The sequence below is a fragment of the Kordia sp. E genome, from assembly GCF_056033805.1.
Genome location: NZ_JBRASR010000003.1, coordinates 573,623 through 587,259 on the forward strand (window position 1 = coordinate 573,623; position 13,637 = coordinate 587,259).

General features: G+C 31.6%; 10 protein-coding genes. 2 read left to right on the top strand and 8 right to left on the bottom strand.

Annotation, left to right across the window (positions count from 1 at the left end):
• Window positions 1-24: 24 nt before the first annotated feature.
• From ACUUYC_RS15720 to ACUUYC_RS15735, 4 genes are all read right to left on the bottom strand, one after another.
• Window positions 25-3,363 (bottom strand): hypothetical protein, encoded by a 3,339-nt coding sequence (locus ACUUYC_RS15720; protein WP_474267358.1) that lies wholly within the window; start codon window positions 3,361-3,363, stop codon window positions 25-27.
• 286 nt (window positions 3,364-3,649) lie between these two features.
• Window positions 3,650-4,105 carry a hypothetical protein gene (locus ACUUYC_RS15725; protein WP_474267360.1) on the bottom strand — a complete coding sequence of 152 codons (456 nt, stop codon included), beginning with the start codon at window positions 4,103-4,105 and terminating at the stop codon, window positions 3,650-3,652.
• A gap of 4 nt (window positions 4,106-4,109) precedes the next feature.
• Complete coding sequence (locus ACUUYC_RS15730; RefSeq protein ID WP_474267363.1) at window positions 4,110-4,634, bottom strand: hypothetical protein; 525 nt, start codon at window positions 4,632-4,634, stop codon at window positions 4,110-4,112.
• 30 nt (window positions 4,635-4,664) lie between these two features.
• The gene (locus ACUUYC_RS15735) at window positions 4,665-5,213 is read right to left on the bottom strand and encodes an RNA polymerase sigma factor (protein WP_474267365.1); all 549 of its coding nucleotides are present in this window, start codon (window positions 5,211-5,213) and stop codon (window positions 4,665-4,667) included.
• 235 nt (window positions 5,214-5,448) lie between these two features.
• On the opposite strand from ACUUYC_RS15735, the gene ACUUYC_RS15740 reads away from it, so the two are divergent.
• On the top strand, window positions 5,449-5,820 hold the full coding sequence (locus ACUUYC_RS15740; protein WP_474267368.1) for a hypothetical protein: 372 nt from the start codon (window positions 5,449-5,451) through the stop codon (window positions 5,818-5,820).
• Window positions 5,821-5,825: 5 nt separating this feature from the next.
• On the opposite strand, the gene ACUUYC_RS15745 is transcribed toward ACUUYC_RS15740, so the two are convergent.
• Together ACUUYC_RS15745 and ACUUYC_RS15750 are read right to left on the bottom strand one after the other, a co-directional pair.
• On the bottom strand, window positions 5,826-7,658 hold the full coding sequence (locus ACUUYC_RS15745) for an ABC transporter ATP-binding protein (RefSeq protein WP_474267370.1): 1,833 nt from the start codon (window positions 7,656-7,658) through the stop codon (window positions 5,826-5,828).
• The gene (locus ACUUYC_RS15750) at window positions 7,658-9,382 is read right to left on the bottom strand and encodes a phospho-sugar mutase (RefSeq protein ID WP_474267372.1); all 1,725 of its coding nucleotides are present in this window, start codon (window positions 9,380-9,382) and stop codon (window positions 7,658-7,660) included. The genes ACUUYC_RS15745 and ACUUYC_RS15750 overlap by 1 nt, the downstream gene beginning before the upstream one ends.
• A gap of 98 nt (window positions 9,383-9,480) precedes the next feature.
• Here ACUUYC_RS15750 and ACUUYC_RS15755 point away from each other — a divergent pair, with 98 nt between their 5' ends.
• Entirely contained in the window at window positions 9,481-12,129 is a 2,649-nt protein-coding gene (locus tag ACUUYC_RS15755; protein ID WP_474267374.1) for a T9SS type B sorting domain-containing protein, read from the top strand.
• On the opposite strand, the gene ACUUYC_RS15760 is transcribed toward ACUUYC_RS15755, so the two are convergent.
• Both ACUUYC_RS15760 and ACUUYC_RS15765 read right to left on the bottom strand, forming a co-directional pair.
• Window positions 12,119-13,081, bottom strand: a complete 963-nt coding sequence (locus tag ACUUYC_RS15760; RefSeq protein ID WP_474267376.1) for a glycosyltransferase family 2 protein — start codon at window positions 13,079-13,081, stop codon at window positions 12,119-12,121. The two genes, ACUUYC_RS15755 and ACUUYC_RS15760, sit on opposite strands and share 11 nt — an antisense overlap.
• A 15-nt stretch (window positions 13,082-13,096) precedes the next feature.
• Window positions 13,097-13,597 (bottom strand): DUF4199 domain-containing protein, encoded by a 501-nt coding sequence (locus ACUUYC_RS15765; protein WP_474267378.1) that lies wholly within the window; start codon window positions 13,595-13,597, stop codon window positions 13,097-13,099.
• Window positions 13,598-13,637 lie beyond the last annotated feature (40 nt).

Genomic DNA, 13,637 nt, shown 5'->3' on the forward strand with positions numbered 1-13,637 from the left:
AGAAAGCCACCAAGCTTTTAAATTTTACTGCAATTCTTTTATTGTTTTTTGAATACTACTATGTCCAAGCATTGATTGCATAAATTCAAATGCTGGAATTGCCATTACACGACTCATTTCAGGCTCTATAATTGCTGAGGTTTTACTTTTTTGACCTTTTGTTAAGTCGCGTATTTCATCATTATTTTCTTTAATAATATCATAAACATCATCAACACAAACAAGGTTTTTAAAATCCGCTCCATAAATAGCTTTTACATCATCAAAACTAAAACGATGTGGCAAATGAATACTTTTAAAAGTTACTTTGTCTTTTTGTATCGTGTCCAAAAGTGTTAATTTATCTTTTATATAATTTGGAAACATTTCTGTTGCCGCTACAGAATTTAAAATGGCAGAAACTTCATTGGAAATATTTAATTTATCTCCTTTACAAGTCATCATAATAGAATCTAATCGATGTCTTATATAAGCAGCTTTGTCATTCACAATATTGATAAAAATTGATTTTTGATCTTTTGCAGTATTATCAGCTGCGTCAACTGCTAGATATAATTTATACGCAGATAATAAACCAGAATTCTCGTAAATTCCACCATCATTAAACTGTCCTTTTCCTTTAATAGTTGCTGCAGGACTTATCAATGGAAATCTATTAGTTGTAGAAGCTGCATTGTAAAAACTCAATGTGTTTTTGTTATCTAAATCTAAAATATCACATGCACCTGCGTACAATATATCATTTACAGTGTTGTCATTTGATTTGATGGAAACTGCCATTCCTTGGCGTCCACTAATATCAGTTGTATTGCTAATAAGTATTGGAAATCCTTTTTTTCTATCTGAATACATATCATGCCAATACTGTCGATATGAAGTTGTATGAAACCTTTTCTCATCAAATTCTTTTTCTTCATCATAACATGACGGATTTGAATATTTTGCATACACTTTCATTGCACCTGTAGAACGATCTTTTCCTTGTAGTTTTTTTGATGGAACCAAAATATGATTTAGCCAATCTCTTCCAAATACATGCGTTAAATCCATGGATAAGATATTTTCTGTACCAATCTTTCGAATTGCTTTTTCTTGTAATTCTTTTGAATCAATTTCGTGTTTAATAACCGAATAATTAATCAATCCAATTGTTCCACCTGACGCACCTGATAAACACGCTGTTTTGTTGTACAGTGTGTTATTCTCATCTAATGCATTTAGTACGGTCATTGTCCATGCATTTGCTTTCATTCCACCACCGTAACAACCAATATAATAGCGTGTTTTAGGTAAGTTCTTGGCATAAGTTGTAAAATCAATAGCTTCTTTAGGTAGCGTTTCTTTTATCTGTGTCAATTCAAATAAATTACTTCGACTATCTTCATTAAATCTTGCTAAAAAGTTGAATACTACAATTGCTAATACAGAGACATATAGTATAAACAAGAATTGTTTCTGTTTGCGAATTCGTTTTATTTTTTCTGCTGTAGCTTTTGGAAGTTCAAGCTTCAATTCTGCAAGCTTTGCTACAATTTCTTTTAAAAAGATAGCTCTTTCTGTTGAATCTTCTATGTTAGGAATTTCGTCTACTTTTTTAGCTTCAAGCTTGTCTCTTTTTTTAAGAAGCTTTCTTTCTTTTTCAGCTGCCTTTTCAGCTTTAGCATTATAATAAATATAGTGTTTTAATATAATGACAATCATTCCATAGAAAAGATAGAAATATGAAAATAAAATTAAAATAGCGTTTATATCTAAAGCTAAAGTTGGCCAAATATTAATCACAATTAAAAACACAGCGTTAAGGAATCCGAAATACGCCATAATTTTCAGAAAGATGATGTTATTACTCATTGAACCTAAACTTACACTTCCGATTCGAAGTTTGGCAATACGTTGAAACAAGGAACCTTCATTGTATAATTCGTTCTGTTCAAATTTTCTTAGAATTTGTTGTTTTTTCTCATCTTCTGTTCCTGGATAACTTTTATCACGCATAATGATGAAACTGTAAAAAATAGCAGGAATCTTTTCATTGAAAAAAGCATACTTAAATACAGACCGAAATGTACGGTAATACATGTATGTGATGGTTTGAAGAATAATGCAGAAGAGGCTAAATACTACAGTGACTAATGTATACGGACATTGACCTTGACAGGAAAATATCATTAATAAAACAAACAACACAACATGTACCACAATCGTAAGTGTTAAAAAGATAACATACGTCATGATCTCTTTGCGTAAACTTGGTTTTTTCTGTTTTACATAATACAAATCAGGATGATCATTATCTATCGCTTTTATGTCTGCTTTGTAATATTCATACCATGTATCTTTTTTCTCTTTCAATTCATACAGCCACCAAATAAATAATAGTAAGAAAAATATGGAAGAGCCACTAATACTAATAGGTGTATCAAAATTAGTATCTGTTGTATAGGCAATCATATAAAAAAGTGCCACATAGAAGAAAATACCGATGGTTCTTCTTAAAAAACCTAATGCATTCTCATACATGAAACTTTGTGTCTTATCTACTTTTTCTCTTTTACTATCGCTGCTATACCAAATAATTCCAAAAAAGCCTACAGGTTTATGTATACGCCATGTTTTCTTGCCAACTCGTTTGTTGGAAGAAGAAAATAGAAAATAAGCAGGATAGTGTGATAGCGCAATACAAAATATTGGCACAAAAAAGACTAATAATACAATCACAAATAGAAAAGGATGATAATACAAATCCACAACAATAGAGTTTACTTGTGGTGCTTTTGGTAAGGTAAGTCCAATAATAACAAGAAATAGCAGGCTAATCCAAGCAGATGCTATAAAGTCTCTTAAAATAGTTAATCTATCTTTTAAAGAATAATACATTGCGACTACAATTACATATATAATTGCAATAGAAAACCCGATAACTTTAAATGAAGCAATAGTTTCGGGATATGTTTTTGTGATTAAATAGGATGTGTTTTCTGCACAATCTAATAGAAAGGTGAGTATACTAATGATTAAAAAAGGCCAATAAAACCACTTTATTTTTTCTTTGTTTAATGTCGCTTTATTATAAACGTATAAGCCTAATAAAAAGAATAGCAAAAACGACCAAAAATAATCAATAATGAAATATGCTTTAAAATAGGAGAGTTGTTCGGGGAATTCCTTTATAGCATTAGTAAACCAGTCATTTGTCAAATCTTTTTCATTAAACTGAGGAACTTTAATCCAGCCTTTTAATGAAAATAATCCTGTAGCAATTTTCATAAATACAGATAAAATCACCAAAATAATGATGAGCCGTTTTGTATAGCCTTTTTGTTGTATGTATGTATATGGATTATAGTTTTTAAATAATGACATTTCCCTAAAAAATTTTCAGAAAAATACGATTAATCTCTAATAATTTAAATACCTATACATAAGTATTTCATAAAAAAAGAGCGTTTTACAAAACGCTCTTTTTCACCAATCACCAAAAATTATAATGTACTACATACCTATTACTAGTTGTGTACTATATCTTTTAGACATTATTTGCCTGTAAAGGTTTAAAACAAAAAGAGCATTTTTTATAAAAAAATGCTCTTTTCTAATCAATGCAGTAAGAGTAGAAACTACTCTAGGTTTTTTAGGACATTGATGTGTGTTATTCATGACGTTTTCTACGATACTCTTTCATTAACTTTCTGTTAAAATCGCGTTCTGCTTTCTTAAGTAATATAATTTTCTTTGCAGTAAGTACCTTTTTTAACTTTCGAACTAAATCTCTATTGTTCTCATGCATTTGAGTTTCCAAAGCTTCAAAACGTGTTAATATTTCTTGTGCTTTAGCTTCAGACATTTGTTCTATGTCTTTTATTTCTCTTTTAATTTTATAAAAACCTTTCACACGCAAGTCATGGTTTTTATCATCGTATGCATTATAAATAGGCCAAAATTTTTCAGCTTCGCTCTCTGTAAAATTTAAGTTTTCTGTAAAGTAAGCAATCTTCAGTTTCTTGATCTTTTCTTTGCTTTTTTTCCCGCGTTCACCGTTTTGTGCAAATCCGACTAAAAGTCCAAAGCACAAAAATAATAATGTAGTGTATAATTTTTTGCTCATGATATTATTCAATTAATAAATCATATGGATCTGTTACGTTTTCCAAATAATCTATTGTTTCTGTTTCGTTTAAATCTACTTGAAATAGTGTAGATATGTCTATATTTTCTTCTTCAAATGCAGTAGCTAATTCGTAATTATTCATTGCAATTAAATCATCTTCAATAAATGTATTGATATCACTATCGACAATATCAGTACCTTCAATAGGTTTTGTAGTTATAAAAGTTGAAATTATAAATAGTAACATACAAGCTGCTGCTGCATATCCGATATATTTTAAATATGGTTTTCTGCCAGATAAAGGAATCACTTTTGTTTCTTCTGTCGGAGCAGAAAATAATTGTGCTGACAACGTATCTTCTAAACCATCAAAATAAGCATCAGGAACTTTGAAACCATCTTCTTTTGGAATCATAGTTTCCGCTTGAAGCTTTTCAAAAAGTCGATCTTCAAACGTATCAAAGTAATCGCTTGGAGTTGTAAACCCTTCCGTTAATTTTTTGTTATGTAAATCGTTATTTTTCACAATAGTTTGACTCTAAATTGTTTAAAAGGTTTAATGTTGTGTTGTTAAAAAATGTTCTATCTTTTTTACAGCATGATGATACGAAGCTTTCAACGCACCAACTGACGTGTCTAATACTTCACTCATATCATTATAAGTAATATCTTCAAAATACTTCATATTGAAAACCAATTGTTGCTTTTGCGGCAACGTTGCAATTGCTTTTTGTAATTTCAATTGAATTTCGTCACCTTCAAAATATACATCAGCTTGTAAATTATTCACTAAATGATCTTGTAATTCCTCCGAAGATATTCCTGCTTTTTTAGATCGCTGATTGATAAATGTAATCGATTCATTTGTTGCAATTCTGTACATCCATGAATATAATTTACTATCACCTTTAAATTTATCAATACTTCTAAAAACTTTAATGAATGTATTTTGAAGTACATCATCTGCATCTTCATGGTGTGTTACCATTCTTCGAATATGCCAATACAAACGTTCTTTATAGGTAGACACAAGTTCTCGAAACGCTTTTTGTTGCGTTTTTGGGTTCTTTAAGTCATCTATCAGCGTTGTTTCTACGACGTTCAATGTATCTGTATTTTCTTCTTTGACTTTGTAAAGATAAAATGGTTTAATTTAAAGATAAAAAAAGTTTAATTGTAATCGAAATTTAAGTAGTGGTACTTATGTTTTTCATTCATAACTTTAAGTATATTAACCCGCTGAAAATAGACACTTCTTAATTCATATAGAAAACATGTTATGTACAATTTTTAGACTTGAAAAGCTGTATAAACCAACAACTTCGTTAACTCAAATTGAAGTGAGGGAATATATCAGTGGTTTAAAGGATTTTGAGTTTTTCGAAACAGAATCAGAGATACATGGTGGATTTGTGTTAGATTATGGATGGGCAGAAGGAGCCAATCCAATGCTGTTTTCCGTAAGTTTTTTATTTGAAAAAAACAATCTTGATTGTATACAGATTAAGCCAACATTTCGCGTTTATATGTTTTTAATTGGGATTCCATTAGTGATAATAGGACTCTTTATAGATATGATTATAAAAGATGAGTCTACTAATCCAATTGCATTTGGTATCGTGTTGCTAGGAATTCTAGCAATTTTCTTTTTAATCCTATACTTTACAAGACTCAAAATTAAATCAATCAGAAAAAAAATACAGCTTGATTAGATTTTTTAAATCGTTTGCATCTGTACAAGTTTAGTGTAAACATTATTGTTTTTGATTAACTCTTCATGTGTTCCTTGTTCTACAATTTCACCTTTTTGCATCACAACAATGACATCTGCATTTTGAATTGTAGACAATCTGTGTGCAATAACGATAGAAGTTCTATTCTTCATCATATTTTCTAAGGCAACTTGTACTAAACGTTCACTTTCAGTGTCTAGGGCAGAAGTAGCTTCATCCAAAATCATGATTGGCGGATTCTTTAAAACGGCTCTAGCAATACTCAAACGTTGCTTTTGTCCACCAGAAAGCTTTCCACCTGAATCACCAACATTATGATCTAAAACTTGCGGTAAGTCTTTGACAAATTCCCATGCATTGGCAATTTTCAAGGCTTCAATCACTTCTTCGTCTGTAGCATCTTGTTTTCCAAGTTTTACGTTATTACGAATCGTTTCATTAAATAAGATAGAATCTTGTGTTACCAATCCCATCAAACCACGTAAAGATGATTTTGTGAGCGTTTTTATATTTTCTCCGTCAATATCAATACTTCCTTCATTTACATCATAAAAGCGCGTCACAAGGTTTGCAATGGTACTTTTTCCACTTCCTGATTGTCCAACTAAGGCAACCGTTTTTCCTTTCGGAACTTTAAGCGAGAAGTTTTTAAGGACAAGTTCATCTTCATATTTAAACGAAATATTGTTCAATTCAATACTTGATGTGAATCCTTCCTTAACTTTAGCATTTGGTAAATCAATAATTGGAGATTCTGTACTCAAAACTTCCAATACACGATCAGCAGAAGCATTACCAGCTTTTACTTTATAACTCGCTTTACTAATCGCTTTAGCAGGTGTTAGAATATTGTAAGCCAGTGCCATGTAAGTGATAAATTCGTCAGGTGTTAGTATTTTATCAATCAAAACTAATTTTCCTCCGTATAATAGGATTACTGCAATTACCACGATTCCTAAAAATTCACTTGTTGGAGACGCCAAGTTTTGTCTGTGCGCCAAATTGTTAGAATACTTGTATAATTTAGAAGTAGAATTATTGAAAGAATCATTAAAATGTGATTCGGAGTTGAACCCTTTAATCACTTTTAAACCGTTGAGCGTTTCATCTAAAATAGACAGAAATACACCATTTTCTTTTTGGACTCGATCCGAATGTTTTTTCAAACTTTTTCCAACTCGCGAAATGATAAATCCTGAAACAGGAATAAAAATAAAGACAAATAAAGTCAATTTTGTACTAATTGAAAACATGACAATAATTGTGAATAAAATTGTCAAGGGTTCACGAACTAACAGTTCTAAAATTGCTAGTAAAGAATTTTGTATTTCATTGACATCATTAGAAATTCGTGCGATAATATCACCTTTTCGTTTCTCAGAAAAGTAGGAGATAGGCAACGTCGTTACTTTATGATATAGCTTATTTCGAATATCTTTCAGAATTCCATTTCGCAAATATGCCAAGAAGAAATTTGAAAAATATCCTGCCGCATTTTTGAGTAAGAATGTGGAAATAACGATACAAATCATTAAAATTAATACCGAATATTGTCCGTCTTGCTCAACTTTTTGTGTGATAAAAAAGTTTAAACAATCATTCAAATAATCTCCATACGCGGTAAAACCTTCGTAGTTACTACGAACAGGAGCTTCCATTATTGGCTTAGAAGTTTTTAGTAAAACTTTCAGCATCGGCATCAATGATACAAATGAAAGTGTTCCAAATAAAGCATATAAAACGTTAAAGAAAATATTTAAGTATGCGTATTTTTTATAAGGAATTATGTAATGTGATAACTTCTTTATGTAATCCATTAGTTGAGTTTCATTTCTTGAACGATGCGATCAATTTTTGCATCGAGTTGTTTTTCTACGTTTGCAAAATCTGCTTTGTTTGTCAATGGCAGATTTACGCTAAAGTAGAATTTAATTTTTGGTTCTGTACCACTTGGACGAGCTGCAATTTTAGTACCATCTTCTGTGTAATAGATCAATACGTTCGATTTTGGCACTAAAATAGGCGTTGTGACAGTTGTTGTCATGTCAGTGGAAACAGAAGTTTGATAATCTTCAATACGAATCACTTTTGAACCATCAATGCTTGTCAATGGATTTTCGCGTAAATCAATCATGATTTGTTTTATTTCTGCCGCGCCATCCATTCCTTTTTTGACTAAAGAAACTAACTTTTCTTTATAAAAACCATGTGCAACATACATATCAATCAACGTTTCATAAAAAGAACTTCCATTGGCTTTAGCTTGTGTAGCAATTTCACAGGCTAATAAAGCAGCAGTAACTGCATCTTTATCGCGAACAAAATCTCCTGTCATAAAACCAAAGCTTTCTTCACCACCGCCAATAAATTCTAATTCAGGAAAGTCTTTGATCATTTTGGCAATCCATTTAAAACCAGTTAAGCCAATTTTGCATTCAACATTGTATGCGTTTGCCAAATCAATCATCATTGGTGTTGACACAATGGTAGAGCCAATAAATTGTTTTCCGTTAATTTTATCGTTGTTTCTCCATTGTTGTAACAAGAAATCAGTCATGACAACCATTGTTTGATTTCCGTTTAGCAATATCATGTTTCCGTCCAAATCACGTACTGCAACTCCCAAACGATCACTATCTGGATCTGTTCCAATGACAATATCAGCGTTTGTTTTGTTTGCAAGTTCTAAAGCCATTTTTAAAGCTTCTGGCTCTTCTGGATTTGGTGATTTTACTGTAGGAAAATCCCCATCAGGTTTTGCTTGTTCTTCAACAATATGTACATTATTATATCCTGCTCTTTTCAAAACTTCTGGAATCATCGTAATAGAAGTTCCATGTAAAGATGTAAATACAATATGTACATCATCTTTTTTTGGTGCTTTAAAATCAGCATTCGCGACACTTGCATTTGCAAATGCTTCATCTACTTCTTTATCGACTAATTTGATCAACTCATTTTTTGAATCAAACTTAATTTCTGAAAATTCTAATCGATTGATTTCATTAATAATTTCTTCATCTTGTGGTGGCACAATTTGCCCACCATCTGTCCAATACACCTTGTAACCGTTATATTCAGGAGGATTGTGAGAAGCTGTTAAAACAATTCCACAATGACAATCTAAATACTTTACAGCAAATGATAATTCGGGTGTTGGACGTAAATCTGAAAATAAAAATACTTCAATATCATTCGCAGAAAATACATCAGCAACGGTTTGTGCTAATGATTTACTATTATGTCTACAATCGTATGCAATTGCAACTTTTAATGCTTCATTCGGATACACTTTTTTGAGGTAATTGCTCAATCCTTGTGTGTTTTTTCCAAGTGTATATTTATTGATTCTATTTGTCCCAGGTCCCATTACGCCACGCATTCCGCCTGTTCCGAAAGCTAAGTTTTTATAAAAACTTTCTGTTAACTCTGTAGGATTTGTGTCAATAAGTTGTTGCACTTTAGTAGTGGTATCTGAATCAAAATTTGGATGTAACCAAGCAGTTGCTTTTTCCAAAATTTTAGCGTCAATCTTTGTCATTAATAAATTGTTTAAGATGCAAAAATAATGAATTCATTTGGTTTCTATTTTGCTAGGTAAGATATTTTGGATAACTTTATTGTATTGCTATGATTAATATGAAAGAAAATACTCTAAAACTCTTTTGCATATTATTCTTTTTCTGTACCACAATTAATGCGCAACGAGAAACCGTTAACTGGTTTTTTGGTGTAAATGCTGGGCTAAATTTTAACACTGGAACTCCAGCATTGTTAGGAAATAGTCAGGTGAATACGCTTGAAGGTTGCTCAACGATTTCAGATGAGAATGGTTCCTTGTTATTCTATACAGATGGAATAACCGTTTGGAATAGTATGCACGAAATTATGTCTAACGGAACTGGTTTGATAGGTAGCTTTTCGAGCACACAATCATCGATTATTGTACCAAACCCTGATAGTCCTAATATTTATTACATTTTTACTACGGATGTAGTAGATGCGTATGATCCAACAACAAATTTAAGTAACGGATTTAATTATTCAATAGTTGACATGACACTTGACGGTGGAATGGGAGCAGTTACGGATAAAAACGTCAATTTAATGCCAAATACTTCTGAAAAAGTAAGTTCTTCATTAAGCGATGACGGAAATTTTTGGGTTGTTACGCATTATGAAAACTCATTCTATGCATTCAAAGTTACTGGAGCAGGAGTTAATACAGTTCCTGTAATTTCTACAACTTCTTTTAATGTAGATAGTTACCGAAATTTTAGAGGAAATATGAAAATATCTCCGAATGGAGAAAAGTTAGCAATTGCGCACGCATTCTTTTTTCCAGAACAAAAAGGGTACTTGTACTTATATGACTTTAATAAAACAAATGGTACTGTACAAAATGCAGATTTTTTAGGAGAAAATATTACATATTATGGAGTTGAGTTTTCTTCAAACTCTTCAAAATTATATGCCACTGGAAAATTATTTACAGCAGATAATGCACTTTCAAATATACAATTGCAGCAGTTTGATGTTGATGCAGCTAATGTTGGCAATACACGATATATTGTATATAATTATGTACAAAGTCAAGTGTCACCTTCTTTAGGAGGAAGCTTGCAGATAGGGTTTAATAAGAAAATTTACCATTCATTACCTGGTTCAAATTTATCATCAATAAATGCACCCAATTTGGCAGGTCCGGCATGTAATTTTCAATTCAATAGTGTAAATTTAGGAACTGATTTTGCACGTTTTGGTTTGCCGTCATATGTACAATCGTATTTTGAAAGTATTGCTCTTATTGAAAACCAATGCTTAGGAGATGCAACAACTTTTACAGTAGATCCAAATCCTGATATTGTTTCGATTAGCTGGGATTTCGATGATCCGGCTTCAGGAGCAAACAACACTTCTACGCAAATGTCACCTTCGCATGTTTTTACAAATACAGGTGTATATATTGTTACAGCAGATGTCGTTTATACGAATGAACCAGATAGAACCTTTAATGAAGTTGTCATCATAAATGAAGTTCCTATTGTCTCAAATGTACCGTATTCTATAGTACAATGTGACGCAGATAGTAATCCGAATGATGGTCTTTCTATTTTTAATCTTGAAATTGCTACAGCTTATCTTCAAAGTAATTCTTCACCTGAAGATGTTCAAATAACATTTTTTGAGAGTTTAAATGATGCAGAATTAAATCAGAATATCATCAATGGTCCTTTTTATTCAAATACAGTAAATGATCAAATTTTGTATGCTAGGATATTTAATGACCCAGAATGTTTTGTTGTGAGACCTGTTGTACTACACGTTGAGGTAGGAGCATATTTAGATCAATATACAAGCATTGATGTTTGTGAATTAGATACCAACGGAATTGCAATATCGCAAATCATTGCAGAGCTTTCTGAAGATTTTGTTGGTGGAGCAGTATCTATTTATTTATCCAATTCAGATGCAATATTAGATAGAGATCGATTGTCTGATACTGTACAAATCGATATGGCAATTGATCAACTTTTCTTTAAAGTTGTTTATGGAGACGAAAATTGTGTAGCAATAGGTAACCTTGCTATAAATCTTATTGCACAACCACAAGTTGAAAATCAACAAGTATTTTTGTGTGGAGAAGATGGAGCAGAAGTAATCTTAGAACTTGAAGAGAATTTTATGGGATATACTTGGTCTACTAATGAGACGACACCTATGATTTCTGTTTCTGAAACAGGAACCTATTATGTAGTAATTACTAATGGAGCAGGTTGTGAAACTGAGGTTGCTTTTGAAGTTATTGAAGAACCGCCAGTAGCCATAGAACGTGTAGAAGTATCTGATTTTCAAGATCGAAATTCTATCAAAATAATTCTCACAGTACCAAGTAGTCAATCCATTTCGTATTCTATAAATGGTGGTGTTACATTTTTTGAAACCAATGAGTTCACGAATCTTTTTCCTGGCGCGTATAATATCGTTGTAAAACGAGAAAACTGTAATGCTACTTCAGAAACAGTTTTAATTGGAGGATTTCCAAAATTCTTTACACCAAACGGTGACAATATTAATGATACTTGGTCATTAATTAATAAAGAATTGTATCCGAATGCAATTATTGAATTGTATGATAGATATGGTAAAAACCTCGATTATATAAAAGCAGATAGAGCATGGGATGGAACGTATAGAGGAAGTCCATTGCCATCAGGCGATTATTGGTACAAACTTACATTAGAAGGCGGAAGAACTATCAAAGGAAATGTAACGCTTAAGCGTTAAGATTTGTGGTTGCGTTAATTTGATATCGTTCCTTATCGCGCTTGCTTCGTAAAATAATTTCACCCAAAAATCCAGCTAAGAAAAGTTGTGTTCCTATAATCATTGTTGTTAATGAAATGTAGAACCAAGGATTGTTTGTTACTAAAATAGCAGGCAAATCGTTCGCAAGTTTATACAGTTTAGTAATTCCTATATATCCAGCGGAGGCAAATCCAATCATAAACATTAATACGCCAAGTGCGCCGAATAAATGCATTGGCCGTTTCCCAAACTTTGATAAAAACCAAATTGTAATCAAATCTAAAAAGCCATTGATAAAACGATCATATCCAAACTTCGTTTTACCATACTTACGCGCTTGATGTTGTACAACTTTTTCACCAATGTTGACAAAGCCAGCATTTTTAGCTAATACAGGAATGTATCTGTGCATTTCTCCATATACATCGACATTCTTTATGACAATATTTTTATAAGCTTTTAAACCACAATTAAAATCGTTTAGTTTTAATCCTGAAGTTTTTCTTGCTGCCCAATTGAATAGTTTTGAAGGAATATTTTTTGCAATGACAGAATCATAGCGTTTCTTTTTCCAGCCAGAAACAAGGTCAAGCTTTTTTTCTGTAATTAAATTGAACAATTCAGGAATTTCATCAGGACTATCTTGTAAATCTGCGTCCATTGTAATTACAACATCACCAATTGCTTTATTAAAACCAGCATGCAATGCTTGTGATTTTCCATAATTTCGTAAAAAACGAATTCCTTTTACTTCTGAATATTTTGAAGATAACTCTTCAATAATTTCCCAAGAACGATCTGTACTTCCATCATCAATAAAAAGTACTTCATAGGTATATTGGTTTGCTTTCATTACACGTGCAATCCAATCATAAAGCTCCTGTAAAGACTCTTCTTCGTTAAGTAGTGGTATAACTACGGATATATTCATACGATGATTTAATTCTTAAGGGTTTGTAAGTATTTTTGATTTAATCACTAAAGACGTAACTAGCGAAACAACAACTCCAGTTAATAAACCTTTAAAAACATTTTCAATAAACATATTGAATTTAAAATTTGTTTTTAAAAACATTAGTTTTTCTTGAATTTGTGTATCTGTAAAATCACTATTTGCCTTCAAATCTATTTCTGCAACTGCAGCTAATTTATCTACAAAATCAGGTTCAATATAAGTTGCATGTATAATAATATAAAGCCATATCATTAAACTCCCGAGAAGAATAACTCCAATTCCTGTTTTTAAACCTTCTCGTATAGAAAACTCTTCACTAGTACGACTTGCTTTTACAATGGCTAACACCATAAATAGCGACATAACTAAGATCATTGATAATGAATATACATTTGTAGGATCAGTATGAACATTTAATGTATATTGCAAAACGAAGGATGCGATAAGGACAATTCCTAACGCAATTCCGAAATGAGATGTTTTTGAAAACATGAATGTATTTTTTAATGCAAGACACAAATATAGAAATTCA